Annotated in this window: 14 protein-coding genes; 5 read left to right on the forward strand and 9 right to left on the reverse strand. The window is 52.4% G+C overall.

Annotated features, from left to right (window positions below; all coding sequences use genetic code 11):
- Nucleotides 1-20 precede the first annotated feature (20 nt).
- Both ACSV5M_RS19800 and ACSV5M_RS19805 read left to right on the forward strand, forming a co-directional pair.
- Complete coding sequence (locus tag ACSV5M_RS19800; RefSeq protein ID WP_439178382.1) at nucleotides 21-1,532, forward strand: thymidine phosphorylase family protein; 1,512 nt, start codon at nucleotides 21-23, stop codon at nucleotides 1,530-1,532.
- 44 nt (nucleotides 1,533-1,576) lie between these two features.
- Nucleotides 1,577-2,932 carry an MBL fold metallo-hydrolase gene (locus ACSV5M_RS19805; RefSeq protein WP_439178384.1) on the forward strand — a complete coding sequence of 452 codons (1,356 nt, stop codon included), beginning with the start codon at nucleotides 1,577-1,579 and terminating at the stop codon, nucleotides 2,930-2,932.
- Here the strand turns inward: ACSV5M_RS19805 and ACSV5M_RS19810 are convergent.
- On the reverse strand, nucleotides 2,921-4,186 hold the full coding sequence (locus ACSV5M_RS19810; protein WP_439178386.1) for an MgtC/SapB family protein: 1,266 nt from the start codon (nucleotides 4,184-4,186) through the stop codon (nucleotides 2,921-2,923). The two genes, ACSV5M_RS19805 and ACSV5M_RS19810, sit on opposite strands and share 12 nt — an antisense overlap.
- Nucleotides 4,187-4,398: 212 nt before the next feature.
- Between ACSV5M_RS19810 and ACSV5M_RS19815 the strand changes: the two genes are divergently transcribed.
- The 3 genes from ACSV5M_RS19815 (at nucleotide 4,399) to ACSV5M_RS19825 (ending at nucleotide 8,883) form a co-directional block, all read left to right on the forward strand.
- A complete protein-coding gene (locus ACSV5M_RS19815; protein WP_439178388.1) occupies nucleotides 4,399-5,850 on the forward strand; it encodes a glycosyl hydrolase in 1,452 nt (483 codons plus the stop codon).
- A 263-nt stretch (nucleotides 5,851-6,113) separates the two neighbouring features.
- The gene (rnk, locus tag ACSV5M_RS19820; protein ID WP_439178389.1) at nucleotides 6,114-6,512 is read left to right on the forward strand and encodes a nucleoside diphosphate kinase regulator; all 399 of its coding nucleotides are present in this window, start codon (nucleotides 6,114-6,116) and stop codon (nucleotides 6,510-6,512) included.
- A 106-nt stretch (nucleotides 6,513-6,618) separates the two neighbouring features.
- Nucleotides 6,619-8,883, forward strand: coding sequence for a heavy metal translocating P-type ATPase (locus ACSV5M_RS19825; protein WP_439178391.1), 2,265 nt, complete (start codon nucleotides 6,619-6,621; stop codon nucleotides 8,881-8,883).
- 57 nt (nucleotides 8,884-8,940) lie between these two features.
- On the opposite strand, the gene ACSV5M_RS19830 is transcribed toward ACSV5M_RS19825, so the two are convergent.
- The 8 genes from ACSV5M_RS19830 to ACSV5M_RS19865 form a co-directional block, all read right to left on the reverse strand.
- Nucleotides 8,941-9,945: a CAP domain-containing protein gene (locus ACSV5M_RS19830; RefSeq protein WP_439178392.1), complete on the reverse strand. Its 1,005-nt coding sequence runs from the start codon at nucleotides 9,943-9,945 to the stop codon at nucleotides 8,941-8,943.
- 279 nt (nucleotides 9,946-10,224) lie between these two features.
- A complete protein-coding gene (locus tag ACSV5M_RS19835; protein WP_439178393.1) occupies nucleotides 10,225-11,382 on the reverse strand; it encodes a DUF418 domain-containing protein in 1,158 nt (385 codons plus the stop codon).
- Between the two features lie 89 nt (nucleotides 11,383-11,471).
- Nucleotides 11,472-12,272: a TIGR03915 family putative DNA repair protein gene (locus tag ACSV5M_RS19840; RefSeq protein ID WP_439178395.1), complete on the reverse strand. Its 801-nt coding sequence runs from the start codon at nucleotides 12,270-12,272 to the stop codon at nucleotides 11,472-11,474.
- A gap of 3 nt (nucleotides 12,273-12,275) precedes the next feature.
- Entirely contained in the window at nucleotides 12,276-13,520 is a 1,245-nt protein-coding gene (locus tag ACSV5M_RS19845; protein ID WP_439178396.1) for a putative DNA modification/repair radical SAM protein, read from the reverse strand.
- A gap of 83 nt (nucleotides 13,521-13,603) precedes the next feature.
- A complete protein-coding gene (locus tag ACSV5M_RS19850; RefSeq protein ID WP_439178398.1) occupies nucleotides 13,604-14,644 on the reverse strand; it encodes a glycoside hydrolase family 18 protein in 1,041 nt (346 codons plus the stop codon).
- A 183-nt stretch (nucleotides 14,645-14,827) separates the two neighbouring features.
- Nucleotides 14,828-16,015, reverse strand: coding sequence for a MalY/PatB family protein (locus tag ACSV5M_RS19855; RefSeq protein WP_439178401.1), 1,188 nt, complete (start codon nucleotides 16,013-16,015; stop codon nucleotides 14,828-14,830).
- A 35-nt stretch (nucleotides 16,016-16,050) separates the two neighbouring features.
- Nucleotides 16,051-18,159, reverse strand: coding sequence for a 5-histidylcysteine sulfoxide synthase (gene ovoA / locus ACSV5M_RS19860; protein WP_439178403.1), 2,109 nt, complete (start codon nucleotides 18,157-18,159; stop codon nucleotides 16,051-16,053).
- 26 nt (nucleotides 18,160-18,185) lie between these two features.
- Nucleotides 18,186-19,046: an ATP-binding protein gene (locus ACSV5M_RS19865; protein WP_439178404.1), complete on the reverse strand. Its 861-nt coding sequence runs from the start codon at nucleotides 19,044-19,046 to the stop codon at nucleotides 18,186-18,188.
- Nucleotides 19,047-19,106 lie beyond the last annotated feature (60 nt).

A 19,106-nucleotide genomic window follows, 5' to 3' on the forward strand; every position in this document is an offset into this window, starting at 1 on the left:
CCTGAACAATGGAAATTACCATGACCGTTACCGGCCAGTTGCGCGCCTTTGAAATGGGGATTGATACACACGAGGAACTTGTTGTGTACATGCGCAGGGATTGCGATATTTGCAAAGCGGAGGGGTTTGCGGCGAACGCCCGGCTACAGATACAGGTTGGCGATAAAACCGTTATCGCGACACTTAATATCGTCACTTTATCGGCCTTGCCAGAAGGCACAATCGGTTTTTCCGTCAGCGCGTGGCATCACCTGAAGCTCACGGCTGACCAGCCGGTCACGGTGCGCCACGCACCGGTGGTGAGGTCGCTGAGTGCGCTGCGCAAAAAAATATATGGCAACAGTCTTGCGCCTTCAGAGATTGCCGACATCATCAACGATATCGGTCAAGGCCATTATTCCGATATTCATATTGCGAGCTTTGTCACCAGTTGTGCCGGTGGCAACCTTAACGTGGATGAAACCGTCGCGCTGACCAAGGCAATGATCAATGTCGGCAGCCGATTGACCTGGCCGGGTTATCCACGGATCTATGACAAACATTGCGTCGGCGGGCTTCCCGGTAACCGCACAACACCCATTGTGATCGCAATTGCGAGTGCGGCGGGCTTGATCATTCCCAAAACATCCTCACGCGCGATTACCTCGCCTGCCGGCACCGCTGACACGATGGAAGTACTGACCAATGTGGATTTGAGTCTCGCGCAAATACAAAACGTCGTGCAACAAACCGGTGCCTGTCTGGCGTGGGGCGGACGGATAAAACTCAGCCCTACCGACGATGTATTGATTCGTATTGAACGCGCGCTGGATCTGGACGGCGAAGGCCAACTGGTTGCGTCGGTGCTGTCAAAGAAAATTGCGGCGGGCTCTACCCATATCCTTATTGATATTCCTGTGGGGCCAACGGCCAAAGTTCGCGACAATGCCCAGGCCGAGCGCTTGTCGCATTTATTTTATGCCGTAGCACGCAGCTTCGATGTGCATCTGCGGTGTGTTGTAACCGACGGTAGCCAGGCAATCGGCAACGGCATCGGGCCGGGAGAAGAAGCGCGCGACGTAATCGCGGTGCTGAACAATCAGCTTGATGCCCCGGCAGATTTAACCCAGCGTTCGTTATTACTCGCCGCTAACCTGTTATCCATGGCGTCCGGCGAGGAGCTTGATGTAACCATTGAGCGAGCAAAATATATTCTTTCTTCAGGTCAAGCCTGGGCACAATTTCAACGTATCTGCAACGCCCAGGGTGGGCTTAAAGCCATTCCGGAACCGGCCTACCACGCCAGCCTGAACGCTGATCTGAACGGGCAGCTGCTCACGATGGATAACCGTCGTTTGGCCCAACTCGCCAAATTAGCCGGCGCCCCTTCCTCAACAATTGCCGGGGTACGTTTGCGTATAAAAATGGGACAGCCCGTCAGCAAAGGGCAATCTTTGGCCACACTCTTTGCGGCCACACCGGGAGAGCTGGCCTACGCGCTGGATTACTACCGCCATAATCGCGATTTGTTTCGAATTGAAAACCTTACATAAAAATTACTTCACACCACGTTTCCATGTCGCAGGAGCGCATTCGTATGAAAATTATTTTTCTTGGGGCTACAGAAACCGTCACCGGTTCCAAATTTCTGGTGGAAACAGCCAACACTCGCATTCTGGTCGATTGCGGATTATTCCAGGGCTACAAGTGGCTGAGAGAACGTAATTGGCAACCGTTGCCGCTAGATATTGATGAACTGGATGCGGTGGTCCTGACTCATGCGCATCTTGATCATTCAGGGTATGTGCCTCGGCTGTACAGTGCAGGTTATCGCGGCCCGGTTTTTTGTCATGAAGCCACGCGTGCGCTGTGCGGTATCCTGTTGCCGGACAGCGGCCGCATTCAGGAGGAAGACGCGAGTTTTTTCGAGCGGCATAAACTGTCCCGGCACGCTCATCCGGAACCGTTATACGATGGTGAAACCGCCGAACAATCGCTCGCGCTATTTGAAACGATTCCGTTTAACAAGGTGTTCAGCATCGGCAATATAAAACTGCACCTTCAGCCTGCCGGTCACATTCTTGGCGCTGGCAGTGTCATCCTGGAAGCCGAAGGTAAACGTATCGGTTTCTCCGGTGATGTGGGTAGGCCGGACGACATTCTGATGTACCCGCCAGCGCCACTACCTGAACTGGATTTTCTACTCCTTGAATCGACCTATGGCAACCGTCGCCATGTTCCGGTAGATGTCTGGCAACAACTGACTGATATTGTCAACGAAACCGTGGCCATGGGCGGTGTATTGTTAATTCCCAGTTTTGCCGTGGGCCGCGCCCAGGCGTTACAACATTTACTCGCCACATTGATCGAAAAACGCCGTATACCTGATTTGCCTATTTTTCTCGACAGCCCTATGGCGATTGATGTATCGGATATTTATCACCGCTACGCCGATCAACACCGCTTAACCGACGTCGATTGCCAGCGTATCGCCCGCACCATCAAGTATGTTCATACCGTTGATGAGTCCAAAGCACTTGCCGGATTGAATTATCCGCACATCATCATCGCCGGGAGTGGAATGGCTACCGGAGGAAGAATTCTCCACCATATGAAACGTCTGCTTGGCAATTACCGAACTACCGTTTTATTTACCGGTTATCAATCGGGGGGAACGCGCGGCGCGCATATGCTGGCCGGTGCCGAGTCCATTAAAATTCATGGCGAATACGTGCCCTGCAAAGCGCGAATTGCCATGCTGGACGGGCTCTCCGGTCACGGTGATTTTATGGACTTAACCAGTTGGTTGCAGCACTCTGCCTTAAAGCCAGGCACACGAATTCAATTGGTTCACGGTGAACCCGACGCAGCGGATTCCATGCGACTCTATTTGCAGGACCATACCCCATTTCATCCGACGGTTGCGGAATACCGGAGCGTTTTACACGTGTGACAGTGCATAGATCAATCCTGACACAATACCTGTCAACACAAGGCCGAAGCCGATCATGACGGGAATAAAAAGTTGTCGGTCACCAAAGACTAAAACAATGGCCAGCTTCACAACCAAATTAGCAACACATGCAATAACAATCGCTTTGGCTGTGACCGATATGTTGATGGTATCCAGTGCGTATAACTTCAAATTGGCAATGGTTATCGCATCCACATCGGTTAAACCTGAAAAAAACGCCACGATATAAGTACCCGTGTGGTTAAAAATATCGTTCATCCAGGCTGACAACAGCAAAATTGTTGAAAAACCCAAGGCGAAACCCAGTGCCGTTTTTAATTCCGTGGGATTCGATACCTGCAACTCAGGAAACTGCTGCACACCCATTTTATTATTCCATTGCAGTAGCATAAAAAGGCATATCAGCCCCGCCCCCAAGCCACCAATGATCCATGGCAACATAACCGGCAGCACAGAGGCTTCTACCACCGCGACGACTAAGGCAATCCGCACAAACAACACCAGGTGCGACAGCAAGATAATGGTTGCCGCGCCGTTTGCAAAATGGCTGATTTTTTTACTGTGCCGGGCATATACCAGGGTTGTAGCCGTGGTTGATACCACACCCCCCAATAATCCCACCGCCACCAAACCCGGCTTACCGCCGAGCATACGCAAGGCCACGTAGCCCGCCAGGCTGATACCGCTGATTAGCATCACCAGCCAGCCGACCTGGTAAGGATTGAAGACGTCGTAGGGCCCGAAGGTTTGATTGGGCAGGATCGGCAATAAAATAAATGCAATCGCCGCAAACTGGAAAAACGACAGAATATCCTGACGAGTCAGCTTGCGCGGCAAGCCGCGCAGCTCTTCACGAAAATACAACACAGCCGTTACAGAAATTGCCAGGGCGGCGGGCAACAGGGAATGCGCAAACCACAACATGTAGCCGAGCACATAGGTAATTAAAGCCGCCATGACCGTCGTGGTATCAGGCTCGGTTGCGGTGGAGCGGTATTGCGCCAGCACCAGGCTGGCCGCGATGGGTATCAACAGTATCCAGGGCACATAAGACATGTCCAACTGGGTGCCGATAAATCCACCCAGGGCGCCTAACAGCGCGATCAGGGTAAATGTCCTGACGCCGGCAATCTTGCCCTCGTGGCGCTCGCGCTCCAAGCCGATCAAAAATCCTATCCCCACACCTTGGGCAAATAGCATCGAGTGGTTCAGTCCAATTTCGTATTCATTCATGGCGGCAGGTTTCGTCCGGGGGGTTATCGATAAAGTAAACAGTCACGTTTCGGCTGCAGGCCCAACCTGTCGCCAACATGAAAACGGTTACAAAATATTTATAAAGCTCTTCCTAATGGCGTTATAAGTCGGTTAGACTCACTGGTAACCGATTACATAGGGATCGGTATAACTGCATACATAGCCAATAATAAACATAACCCGGAGCGCTTATGATTCCCTTGACGCACCTCAAGACCTGTCTCTATGGCCTTGGCTTTACCTTAATTCTTTCGGCCTGTGGCGGCGGCGGAAGCTCAGATTCCGGCACGCCATCCAGCACCGCAGCCAGCTCATCCAGTTCAACGGCGTCCAGCTTTGACGCATCGAGCAGTGTGATATCCAGCAGCACAGCCTCCTCCATCAGCTCGTCCCTCCCCTCTCATGCCTCCAACGGCACGATCTACTGTACCGCTGCCGGGGAAGATTCGGATGGCGACGGCTGGGGGTGGGAAAACTCGGCCAGTTGCATCGTGCGCAATTCCGCCGCCGATCCGGACAGAGGCGATTTCGAGGGCTGCATCATCGGCACCCTGAGCTGGCAATATTGCACCGTCGATAACACCAGTTGGGGCTATGAAGAAGGTGCCGTATGCGTGTCCCACAGCTTCTGCCCGGCCAATCGCAGCGCGGCACAAACAGCCATGGCAGAAGACCTGCAGACCCCCAATGCGTCGGAAAAAGCCGAAGCAGTTTACGATTATCTGCGTTCAGTCTGGGGCTCCAAAACCCTGTCGGGCCAGCAGGATTTAACCTGGCGGGACAGCATCGATATGTATCAACGGGTGTTGGACGATACCGGCAAAGCACCGGCTATCATGGGCTATGACTTTATGAACTACGCCTTCACCAGTGGCGAGGGTTTGCAACAGACCGAAGAAGCCATTGCCCATTGGGATCGCGGCGGACTGGTGTCCTTTGCCTGGCACTGGCGCGACCCCAGCGATAGCACCAGCGCCTTTTACTCAAAGGATACAAACTTCCAGATTCCCATCGCCGACGGCCAATTGGATACCCAGCACCCGGTGTTCACCAAGATGCAGGCCGATATCGACAGCATTGCTGCTGAATTACAAACGCTCCAGGACGCTGGCGTGGTCGTGTTGTGGCGCCCGCTGCACGAGGCCTCCGGCGGCTGGTTCTGGTGGGGCCGCTCACGCACCGATGGCATCTCCCCGGCTTATGCCCAGGTAGTACTGTGGCGCCATATCTATGAGCGGATGGTGAACCACCATGGTTTAACCAATTTGATCTGGGTATGGAATGGTCAGAGCGCCGGCTGGTATCCGGGCGATGCGTATGTCGATATCGTCAGCCAGGATATTTACGACGGGGTACAAAATTACGAGTCGCAGATCGATACTTACCAAGCGGTAAAAGCCTACCCCTTGCAGAGCAAACCGGTCGCGCTGAGCGAAAACAGTAACATCCCTGACCCGGATACGATGGCGGCAGACGGCGCCTGGTGGTTGTGGTTTATGGTGTGGAATGACAGCGACACAGATGCGGGGGTAACCAGTCCTGATAATTTCTGGACCGGAGAGTATTACAACACCAATGAACACAAAATGAAGGTGTACAACCACGACAATGTAATTACCTTGGACGAGCTGCCAGACTTTTGAAAGCACCGGTTGCAGAAGGATCTGCAACTTGCCAAGTTCAAGGGCCGGGTGTATGGTTGGCCCATGAATAACTGCCCCTATTTTCTAACATCTTTAGGTCTCGAGCAGGGTCGCAACCCTCTTCGCACCTTCCTCTTTTTCGGCGATTAAGCACGCTTACGCTTAATCGCCGTAACGCTTCTTCTCGTTCTTTACTCTTTCCTTAATGCACTCTCTGTCACGGGGGTGTTTTTGTATGTCGTCAGGTCTATTGAGGTGGAACCATGCCTGTTAACCACAACAGTTCGATTGTTATTTCCGAATATGATTATCAACATTTACTTTCTCTGTGCGAAAAAGTGAACAACGCCGCGGCCGAAGCGCTGGAAGAAGAATTGGGGCGCGCTGATATTCTCAGCGAGGTCAGCGATGACGTGGTCACCATGAATTCGTCCGTGACGTTTATCGACCTGGATTCCGGTGAGGAAACCCACATCAGTCTGGTGTATCCGCAGGATGCGAAAGTGGAAGACATGAAGATCTCCATCCTCACGCCGGTGGGTACAGCATTGATTGGCTTGCGCGTGGGTGGCCGGATTGATTGGCCTACACCGGGTGGCAAAGTGCGTCGCCTGGAAGTCAAGACCGTGTCGCCCGCACTCATTGACGAGAAGGTGTCATAACCACACCGTTGATAATCTCGCCCGATAAACAAGGGGCTTGACCTTCCACTAACGGGAAGGGAAATACTGCCTTCATGAACCATCGCCTACTTGTCAGGAGGTCATGATGAAAAGCCCCATTGAGGCTCAAACCCAACCGCATTCGCTCAATTTATCCATTCAGGGGATGAGCTGCGCGTCGTGCGTCGGACGTGTGGAAAAAGCGCTGCAAAATACCCACGGCGTCGTCAGTGCATCGGTCAACCTGGCGACGGAAAATGCCCATATTGATTTTATGGAGGAGGCTGTCACCGCCGAGGAATTGATTCAGGCGGTCGCCGCTGCCGGTTATCACGCATCCCTGCCAGCGCCCTCCCCGGCCGCACAAGACGCCGTTAAACAGCAGCAAACGGACCGCGAGGCACGCGCGGTGATTATTGCGGCGATATTATCCTTGCCCCTGGTGGCACCCATGTTGCTGACGCCCTTCGGTATTCATTGGATGTTACCCGGCTGGATTCAATTCGCTCTCGCCACGCCGGTGCAATTCTGGCTCGGTGCGCGTTTTTATCGCGCCGGCTGGAGCGCCTTGAAAGCCAGAACTGGCAACATGGATCTGTTGGTTGCGCTCGGCACCAGCGCTGGTTATGGCTTAAGTGTGTATGCATTATTTTTTCACGCCGGCCATGCTGATGCGCATTATTATTTTGAAGCCTCTGCGGTCGTTATCACGTTAGTGCTATTGGGAAAATGGCTCGAAGGTCGCGCCAAACGGCAGACAACCGCAGCGATTCAGGCACTGCAGGCTTTGCGTCCGGCAACGGCGCGAGTTCGCCGTCATCAGCGTGATATTGAGATTGCCATCGAGCAGGTAAAGGTGAATGACCTGGTAATTGTAAAACCCGGCGAACGTATCCCGGTCGATGGAGTCATTGCGGACGGCACCAGCCATGTGGATGAATCCATGGTGACCGGAGAAAGTTTACCCTTATCAAAAAAAATCAACGATAAAGTCACCGGCGGTTCAATTAACGCTGACGGATTGTTGATTGTAAAAACACTCGCCGTCGGTACAGAAACCACACTCGCGCGAATCATTCGTCTGGTTGAAGATGCACAAGCAGCCAAAGCGCCTATCCAGCGTCTGGTGGACAAAGTGAGCGCAGTGTTTGTGCCGGTGGTCTTGATGATCGCACTAATGACGTTTGCAGGTTGGTGGTGGTTCAACGGTGACGTGCAACAAGCCATCATCAATGCCGTTGCTGTACTGGTTATCGCCTGCCCTTGTGCATTGGGTTTGGCAACACCGACCGCCATCATGGCGGGCACGGGTGTGGCGGCACAGCAAGGGATTTTAATTAAAGATGCCGAAGCACTGGAAGTTGCTCACCGCATTCATACCGTGATCTTCGATAAAACCGGCACGCTCACGCAAGGCAAACCCGTGGTAGTTGAATACCTTGCTGTGGATCAGCAACAAAATCAGAGTCACCAGGAATTACTGCGAATTGCCGCTGCCGTGCAGGCCGGTAGTGAGCATCCCTTGGCACGCGCGGTCATTGCCATGGCCGAGCAACAACATCTGACGATTCCGGCCGGTGAAAACTCTACCGCCTTACCAGGACGCGGGACCGTGGCAACCGTAGAGGGCGTGCAATTTCATGTCGGCAATACGCGGTTGATGCAGGAATTGCACATCGATTTATCACCGCTGGCCGAGCAGGCACAGGCACTGGAAAATCAGGGAAATACCATCTCCTGGCTGGCACGCACCAGCCCTGTTGCGCAGGGGCAGGAAAAACAACTGCTTGGTTTGTTTGCCTTTGGCGACCAGATTAAACCGACGGCGCAAGCGGCTATTGAACGCTTGCAACAACGCGGCATCAAGACCGTCATGATCAGCGGTGACAATCAAGGCAGCGCACAGCGCGTTGCGAAGGCTCTGGGCATTCAGCAAGTGTTGGCAAATGTCTTGCCTGCCGATAAAGCGGCCGCTGTCGCGGAACTTAAACAACAACACCAGTCCGTTGCCATGGTGGGCGATGGTATCAATGATGCGCCCGCGCTGGCGGCCGCCGATGTCGGTATCGCCATGGCAACCGGAACCGATGTCGCCATGCATACAGCTGGCATTACCTTGATGCACGGTGATCCTGCCCTGGTGAGCGATGCCATTGATATTTCACAGCGAACTTACGCAAAGATTCGCCAGAATTTATTTTGGGCGTTTATTTATAACCTGGTCGGGATTCCGCTCGCCGCGATGGGTTTGCTAAGCCCCATCATCGCCGGCGCCGCCATGGCGTTCAGTAGTGTGAGCGTCGTGAGCAATGCATTGCTGCTTAAACGCTGGCGCCCCCACACATCCGGTCATCCCGAAAAAAATAACTGATAGTAAAACGGCGCGCGCAGATGATAGATATCGCGCGCGCTTTTTTACGCCGTTAATTTAGCGGCTTGTACCAAAACCTACGGTCCAATAAATTCGGTAGGCCGAGGTGGCAGAATCCACTCGCGCCGCGCCCATATCCTGGAAATTTGGATTCATGATATTGGAGCAATGCCCTGCACTGTTTAGCCAGCCATTGACTGCAGCATCAACCGTGCGATAACCCGCACCGATATTCTCGCCGGCGGTGCTGAATTGATATCCCTCGCGGCGCATGCGGTCGAAGGGTGAAGAACCGTCGGAGCCCGTGTGACTGAAAAAATTATTGCTTGCCATATCGGCGGAATGAACATAACTGGCCTGTCCTAACCGGCAATCCCACCGCAAAGCCGGCGCCGGGTTATACCAGGTCGTACCGCAACGGCGCCCCAGGGCACGAGCCTCGTTGTGAGCATTTATCAATGCCAATTCTGTTTCACTGAGCGAACAATTACCTACGACTTCTGGGCCGGCAGGGTCATCCGGTGTAATCAGGCGCAAGTTGCGATAATGACTGTTATTGGTTTTTCCGGGCGTGTCTTTATCGCTCACAAACACCATCCGCAAGTTTTCGCCGGTATAATACTGACCCACAGGAATTTGAAAACGTTGATATTGCCCAAGCGAGGTATAAGTGCCTTGGCTGGTCATTCCGTAAGACTGTGTACCGTAAAGTTGAAAAAGATTATCCGGGCTGTAGGCCAAGGTTTCCTGTAAACCGATCGCATGGATTTCTCCCTCTTCTGTGCTCATAAAATCAAACGCCAGTATGGTGTCGGGCGTGATGGTGTAGGTGGTGCTGGTCGCTCGCCAGCGGTTGCCCGTGATGACCAGGTTCGCACCATCCTCCACGACCGTTCCATTACGCGAATCCTGCCCCGGCATCCCCACCGTATTGCTGACATCAACTGCGACGGTTGCAGCACCCGCCGAAAGCGACAATCCCATTGAGACAGACGCACCCACCGAAAGCGACAAGCCCAGCCCGCCGACCCACCTGATCCACCGACGCAATGCAATATTCATAAACAGCCCCTGTACGAGTTGATAGACGGCTGAGTGTATAAAGCAAATGAGAAATGCCGGTGTGATGCTGTTCTGGTTTGCTGAGTTTCGACACAAAAATCAGCAACGGAAAATGCCGAAAAGGATTTACAAGCCAGACTTTCGCGCTCCGTTTGTTTTTTATTTCTCGACAGTTTTAGCTGGAAAGGTGAACTGGCGTTATTTTCAGTACCTGACGGCGTGTTTTAAAAAAGAACTAGAATCTCACAGCCTAGGCATAGGTTTTCCGGCTTTTGCTGTTTAGCGGGTGTGAGTAAAACCCACAAAGGTTAACTTTCTCCACACCCATTCAAGCGGCCCATAACGGAAGTGCCGTAACCAGAACCACGCCAGCGCCATTTGAATGATCCAGCACACAATACCCAGCAACAAGCTGGGAACTTGCCCGATGAAACTGTAGGCAGCCAATCCAAAACCGTAGAAAACCGGCACAAATACCAGGCTTTGTGCGATATAAAACGTTAAGGTTAAACGACCGGCAGGTGCAAAGCACAACAATACTTTGCGAGAAAATTCAGCGTTGAACAGCAGCATAAAAATAACAACACCGGCCGCAATCAGCGCAAGGTTTTCGTAATAAGTGAAAACTTGCCCGGTGGACCAACGCGGCATACCGGCGGGAACGGCGTTGATTAAACTGTCCTTAAGAAAAAATACCGCCAGATAAGCGATAAGCGCTGCGAATAAGTACTTCATCAACCGCGTTATCGATACATCTGCCCGCTCAAAAAAACCGGTTCTACCCAACACGGCACCGACAAACATCAAACCAATAATATTCCACAGGCGTCCGGTTTCGATAAAAAACGCCCACTTACCCAATTGCCCGTCAAACAGATTGTGGTGCAGGAGTCCAGGCAAGTCCGCGTGGGCAAACGCCTCGAAGTTAGCCGTCATCAGGCTGGGAAATATCGGCCCTGGATAGGACCAGTCGGGTACCAGGCTGTACACAATAATCAAGAGAATTTGTGGAACCTGGACCAGGAAAAATGCGGCAAACCCGATCAGCCAGCGGGTGGAAAGCTGGTGACTCATTACCAGTAAAAACCCGCACAACGCCAACAACTGCAAAATATCCCCGGCGTACAACAAACTGTGCAAGTACCCGAACGCCAGCAACAAGCTGAGGCGCCAGCAAAAGCGCAAGCGAAAATCCTGCCCGCGACGTTGGTAGTTATCCAGGATAATAAAAAACGATAAACCGAATAGCAGCGCAAACAAGCCATAGGCTTTACCGCCGAACAGGAAAAAGATCAGATTATGCACCCAACCGGGTTCCGGCTTGTACCAATAGAGCTCAAAGTATTCCACCATGTGCACGATATAGAGCCCCATCAGGGCAAAACCGCGCAGGGAATCCGCCAGCATAATACGGGGGCGTACAGGGGATTGGGTCATCTATTTATTTCCGCATCGGGTTATTTTTATCGTTGAAGATATTGGCCCGCACAAGGTTAGCCAACCATCAGGAGCCGGGAAATTATAGATCAGTTTTTGCGACTCACCAGCCCATCCCTACCCACCTGCTTCTCAACCAGATACTTCCAATATCGCCTCGGCACATGGCGCAAGTGCAATTTGATATTGCGCCGTTCCTGGATCGTAACCGATTGAAAATATTGCTTCCATAGCTGTTGATATTGATCCTCCAAACCGTCGAGGGAAGCGTTAGAGGAGGCATCGGTAGCACCGGACAGGATGTCCGATTCCACATCAATAAACGACATGTGTGTTAAATCATAATACAGACCGTAGTGTCGGCGCGTATCGAAGATAACCCACCGTTGGTCGGCGTAGCGCCGTTGAAAATGATCGCCAATCAATGGAATCACATTAAAGTCAGGGCTGATGACGGCGTAGTAAATATTGTTGACGGCTTTTTGAAAACGTACGAAGGCGTGCATGCGGTGTACTTCCCGGCCGATCATCTTGTTGACCTGCGCACTGTAAAGCACATCCGGATTGGCATAGTTTTCGAGAATATTTGGATCGTTCTGGCGTACCAGTAATTCCACCAGGCGATAAATACGCAGCTCTATTCCCGCCAGTTCGGACAGAAATAACTGATACACCAGCTCCCCGCCCCTGCCATCGGAACGCGCGTCTATCCCTTTGATGACCCGCTCGGCTTTGGCAATATCCGTCTGTATCGGACGCAAATCTTCGAGCAGCGAGGCTTGATAAGTGTCCTGGTTAAGGATATCGGTTGGTTGGCGGCGGTCAGCAAAACATTCAAAGATGGCCGTCAGTAAACCATCGAAACTGCCATCATAAAGATAGAGGCTCACAACTCACCCGAACAGGCTCAACTGCGGTGACTGCCGCGCGGCAGACTCGCTCGACAAAATCATCTGGCGTAACCGACTGGCTTCGTAATCCTTATGCTGATGCTGGCTACCCGGGCAGGTAATAAAAAAGCGCGCGCGTTTAAGGGCGACCCCCATGCGCTGCAAATGATCCAGATTGAGCCGTTGGTGCACACGGGATTTCACAATCTTCATGGCGGATTTCACACCGATCCCTGGCACACGCAGGATCATTTCGTAATCTGCTTTATTGATATCCACCGGGAATTTTTCCGGATTACGCAACGCATAACTCACCTTGGGGTCCACCTCCAAATCAAGATTAGGGTGCGCCTCACTGACAATCTCGTCGACGGAAAACCGATAAAAACGCAACAACCAGTCCGCCTGATATACCCGATTTTCCCGCACCAGCGGTGGCGCCTTTAAAAGCGGCACACGGTTATCTGTCGCGATGGGCACGTAACCGGAATAGTACACACGCTTGAGACGTTGTTGTTTGTAGAGTCCATCCGCAAGATGAAGAATCTGTAAATCGCTTTCGGGCGAAGCTCCCACAATTAATTGCGTGCTCTGCCCCGCTGGCAAAAACAGCGGCGTTTTCCTGATATGTTTTTTGTCATCCTGATAGCGGTCTTTCTCGTCACTCAGGTAATTCATCGGCGTGATGATGTCCGGATAATTTTTCTCCGGTGCGACTTTTTTCAAACTGGTTTCCGAGGGAATCTCAATGTTCACACTGAGCCGATCTGAATACAGCCCCGCCTCATGCAGTAGTTCAGGACTCGCACCGGGAATCGCTTTCAAATGAATATAACCGTTAAAGCTATGCTGTTGACGCAAGGTTTTCGCTACTCGCACCAGGCGCTCCATGGTGTAATCCGCGCTTTTAAAAATCCCGGAGCTGAGAAACAGCCCTTCAATATAATTCCGCCGATAAAAATTAATGGTGAGATCCACCACCTCTTCCACCGTAAAGGCCGCGCGGCGCACATCATTACTGCGGCGGCTTACGCAATAGGCACAGTCATAAATACAGTGATTGGTAAACAGGATCTTCAACAAGGAAACGCAGCGGCCGTCTTCGGTATAACTGTGGCAAATACCCATGCCATCCGAATTGCCCAACCCCTTATTGTGGTTGGCCCGCTTGCTGCCGCTGGACGAGCAGGAAGCATCGTATTTTGCGGCGTCGGATAATATCGTTAACTTTTCGAGAGTGCGGTTCATGGCAAACTACCGGGCATGAATATACTGTATGCAAATACAGTATATTCAATAGCCCATGGAGTCAAGCCGGTAAAGGATTAACCTCAATCACAAATATAAGACGGCTCCTGCCCGTTCACCACTTCCCATATGGCTTTAAGTAAGGAGGTTTCGTCCCGGGTATCTTGCGAGAGTTCCCACATCATCATGCCGCACACGCGGTTGTTGGCGAGTTCGGATTTGATGCGGATAGTGGGAATGCCGTTGTAATAGTTATCACCGACGGAATCGGTGCAGGCGTTGGCGGGATTGGCAGCAACGTAGCTGCTATAAGTTGCCCAACTGGGGCGTGCATAAAAGGGAACGCCAAGTACGGTTTTTTCGCGGGACAAGCCACGGTTTTCCCAATAATCAACGCTGGTAGTCGCATAAGCCACTGTGGAGTGATTGACTGCGTTCCACTCGTCGTAGGCCATGATGTTGAGGAAGTCGACTTGATCAAACACGGCGCTCTGGATGTACTGGCCGTTCCAGTCACCTTGGGCGATTACTGCAGCGGTTAGAAATTTTTCGCCGCTCAATTCGTCCAAGGCCGCACGCAGCTCGGTCATCAAGGCGGTGTAGTTATTCGCTTCCGCGTTGGTGCTTGGGTATTCCCAATCCATGTCGACACCGTCGAGGTTATGTTGCACCACAAAGTCGGTGATGTTGTTAACGAAGGCGGTGCGGGTTGTGCTGTTGGCCGCGAGCTCAACAAACGCGCTGTCATCGCCATCATTCCAGCCACCCAGCGCGATGCCAACTTTCACACCCTGCCCGTGGGCCAGCAACACCAGATCACCCAGCTCGGCGATGCTTTCCTCATCCAGCGGCTGCAAGCTGCCGTCGTCGTTGGGCAACACGAAGGAATACATAATGTGGGTGAGATATTGGTATTGGATGTCCTGCACATCGCCTTGCCAGGAAGGGAAGTAACCGACGATATGTTTGCCCTGCGGGCACTCGGGGTCAAAACTGCTGGAACTGCTGGAAGATGAACTGACCTGGTTGCTGGAACTGGAGCTATTGGACGAGCTGCCGCCATCACCACTGCCGCCGCAGGCGGTTAATCCCAGGATGACGCAGGAAAGGAATAAGTATTTCATTGCCGACCTCTGTTTTTTGTTTTACCGGGATCTACTTCGCCACCCGCCGACCCTGGCGCGACCGATCATGACAAAGCGATTACAGAGGGTGAATATAGGTGATATTAACTATCACTGACAATAGCGATTTAGAGATAATAAGTATCATAATCGCGCAGCGGCTATGAACAGCGCTAACACAGGCTAACTGACCATGGCAGCAACAGCCCTTTCGATGGACTGTAGCGCGGCCTGCAATCTTGCCCGCGTGGTGCCGATATTCATGCGCATAAAGCCCCGGCCCTCTTGTCCAAACACGACGCCGGGATTCATCCCCACCTTGCACTCCCGGATAAAAAAGTCACGCAGCGCAGAATCAGATAACTGCAAAGCGGAGCAATCGAGCCACAAGAGGTAAGTCCCTTCTATGTCGGCGCAGCGAATCTGCGGTACATGCTCAGCAATAAAATCCCGAGCCATGGTTTTATTTTGCTCAAGGTAGATCATCAAACTATCAAGCCATTGATCACCTTCATTGTAAGCTGCTTCAAATGCAGCAATGCTGAAGGGATTGTTGTTGCTGACATGCAAGAGGTCAAAAACCTTGTGCAAGGCTTTGCGGTGTTCCGGGTTCGGCACAATCAAGCTGGATAAACCCAAACCGGGAATATTAAACGTCTTGCTCGGCGCAACAGCGGTGATGACATTCGTGCGAATAAATTCTCCGAACTCGGCCTCCAGAGTGCCAATCATCGTATGGGTCGCACCGGGGTAAACCAGATCTGCATGGATATCATCAGACAGGATAATCAGGTTATGTTCTTTGGCGATGCGCAGCACACCCAGTAATTCCGCCTTGCTCCACACGCGCCCGACCGGATTGTGCGGTGTGCAAAGCATCAGGAGTTTCGCGTGTTTTGCCTGGGCTTCCAGCTCCGCGAAATTGATTTCATAGCGGCCATCAATGCAGCGCAGTGGATTCAATATAAGTTGACGCTGCGTGTTGGTCACGGCAGAGAAAAAAGGGAAATACACAGGTGGCTGCACAATAACGCCCTCGCCTGCCTCGGCAAACGCAAGGCAACAGGCATGCAGTGAAGGAACCACGCCGGGAGCCATTACAATCCAGTCCCGCTCAATGTGCCAATGATGGCGCCGCTGGAACCAACCGATCAACGATTGATACACACTCTCGGGATACAAGGTATAACCGAAGACCGGGTGCGCCGCACGCGCCAGCAGCGCGCGCGTCACACAGGGCGGCACAGCAAAATCCATATCGGCTACCCACATCGGCGTAACATCGCTCGTGCCAAAGTATTGCTGGCGCCCGTCAAATTTTACCGAGTGGCTACCCTCGCGCTGGACGGGAATATCAAAATCAATTTCCATGAGGACTCCTTTTTTGTTGGCTTTTTTTCCTGGCTTTATTTCACCCGCTCCCACAAGGTCACTTCCGACAGGGTATGCTGAAACTTGCGCTTGGTCTCACGTATCACAAACGGCACCTCTTGCGGATCTGTTATCAAGGTAAAATGTTCGCCGAGTAAATGCGTCAGGCCTTCCAGCGTTGTAAAACTTTCGCCGTCTTTTTTGAAACCACCGACCCAATCCGCACGCGGCGTATGTTCTTCCAGCCATGTGTAGGGAGAAGCCAGCATCAGCACACCACCGAGTTGCAAGCGCTCATGGACGCTGCGCAGGAATTTCGCCGGGTTGTATAAGCGATCAATTAAATTGGCAGCGAGAATAAAATCATAACCGGTAAATTGTGGTTTCAGGTTACAGGCATCGCCCTGGAAAAATTCCACTTTAGGGGCAACATCCTGCAAGTCCAATTCCGCCAGACTGCGCGACTTATAGGACACCAGTTCCCCTTCATCGGTCAGGGTGTAACGCAGAACGCCTTCGTTAACCAATTGCACGCCTTGACCAATAAAACGCGCCGAAAAATCCACGCCGGTCACTGCTTCAAAATAACGAGCCAATTCAAAGGTCGCGCGACCGGACGCGCAACCGAGATCCAGCGCTTTCCGACGCGGCTTGTCGATCATGGCGGCCATACCCAGGTCAACCAGCGCCTTGGAAAAATTCGGCACCGAAAAATATTCATCGCCGTAGTGAAATTCGGCGTATTCGGATAACAGTTTATCCGTTTCATAATGGGAACCAGGCACTGTGCCAATCTCCTCGCCAACGACATACCGAAAACCAGCGTGCTGGAAAAAATGACGACGAAACGCATAGCGCGAGCTGCGCAGGCTTTCATTGCCGCAGGAAATCCAGGAGCCGCCTTTAATCAGGTTGTGGCGTTCATCAAATGTGGGTGTGGTGAAGTCGTCGTAGATGGGATGGACATCGAAACCTTCCAACGGATAGATCGGCGTTTCGGTCCATTGCCAGACATTGCCGATCACATCAAAAAAATTGCCGTGAGCAAATTGATTCACCGGACAGGACGAGGCGAAGTGATCCAGATGTAAATTGGCAAATACCGGCTCAGCGCCAACGGCTTTTACACCGCTGACATCATAAAGCCGATACCACTCGTCTTCCGTCGGCAAACGTACGGCTGCGCCGGTAGTTTTTTTCTTCCAGTTACAAAACGCTTTGGCTTCGTGATAATTCACTTCCACCGGCCAATCCCACGGCATGGAAATTTCTTCGGTCATTACCCGCAAATACCAACCCTGTTCGCGTTGCAGCCAAAAGGTCGGATGCGTCGCCTGGCTGAATTCCCGCCACGCTAGACCCTCCTCTTCCCAGTACTCTGCCGTGCGATAACCCTCTGCCTCTACAAACGCCAGAAACTCCTGATTGCTGACCAAAAAGCGGCTGGCCTGGAAGGCGGCCACATCAGCCCGATGCACGCCGTACTCATTATCCCACCCGTAATACGGGTCGCTTTTATCTTTGTTCAGCAACACCTCGCCCGCAGGCACGTCAACCAGCTTGTTATGCGGTGCGCTTCCGGATGTTGTGCAGACCGGCCATAAGGGATGGGATTTAACGCAGGACAACTTGTGCTGACGAATCAGCACGGAAGAGGTTTCCAGGTGAATCCGCTCATGTTCAATCCCCATGATGATGGCCCACCAGGGATTGTGCCAATCAACCGGTAATGTCAACGGCGCATTGTCGATCAAATCCACCACCAGCGCGCGCACGCGATCCCGATAGGCTTTCACCTCGGCAACGCTCGGCCACTCATAGTGCGCCCCGTCCAGATCATCCCAACTCATCTCATCGACGCCAACGGCGAAGATAGATTCGAGCCGGGCGTCAAGACGCTCATCGATCAAACGTGTGAGCAACAGCTTGTTAACAAAAAACGTTGCGGTGTGACCGTAGTAAAAAATTAACGGGTGACGCAGGCTAATCGCTTTAGTGTAGAAAGCCTCATCAGAGGCCAGCGTCTCAAATAAGGATTCGTAACGCTCAAACGTCGTTATGAAATAATCGCGCAGTTGCGCGCGCAGGGTTTGCTCATCCGTAAGATGTAAATTCGGTGTCCGTGAAAAAAGTAATTCTGTCACTCGGTTATCCTGCTACTGGTTGATCGCTATTGATTAAACTGTCGCCCTACATAATCTTTTGCAAACTGCCAGGCGACGCGGCCACTGCGAGCACTGCGCGTCATGTACCAGCGCAAGGCTTCCGGTTCGGTAGCGTCGGTCCATTGCCCGCCCAGATACGCCACCCAATAACGCGCTGTTACCAGGTATTCGTCCTGCGAGAAAGGATAGAAACTGAGCCACAAACCGAAGCGCTCTGACAAGGATACTTTTTCTTCGGTGCTGTCATTGGGCCGGACCTCGCCATCTTCATAGCTCACATCCAGATTCTCGCGCATCTTCTGCGGCAACAAATGACGGCGATTGGACGTGGCATAGAACAGGATATTCGGCGTGGGCGCGGAAATAGATCCATCCAATACAGATTTTAATGCTTTATAGGTGATCTCCCCCTCTTCAAAGGAAAGGTCATCACAAAAAATAATAAAACGTTCCGGGCGCTCGCCAATCAGATCGACAATATCGGGCAAATGCAGCAAGTCGATTTTATCGACCTCTATAAGCTTGAGCCCCTGTTCAGCAAAGTGATTCCAACAGGCCTTGATCAAGGTGGACTTGCCTGTACCCCGCGCGCCCGTGAGCAACACATTGTTCGCTTCATGGCCGGCAACAAACTGGGCCGTATTGCGCAGGATCGCCTCTTTCTGCCGATCTACATTTTGCAGCGACGCCAAGGCAACCCGATGCGGATTTTTAACGGCCTGCAGATAGCCTGCACCACTGGCCGGCTGACGCCAGCGAAACGCACTCGCGCTCCAGTCGGGCTGAGGCGGCGCGGCGGGCAGCACAGTCTCCACGCGATCAATCAATTGTTCGAGGCGGGCGATAAGATGATCAAACTGGGTCACAACAACTCCTGGAATCGTCAGAATAATGCGGGTGTCACCCTGCCAAACACGGCAGAGTGG

This window comes from Cellvibrio sp. ARAG 10.3 (assembly GCF_051846955.1).
GTDB lineage: Bacteria > Pseudomonadota > Gammaproteobacteria > Pseudomonadales > Cellvibrionaceae > Cellvibrio.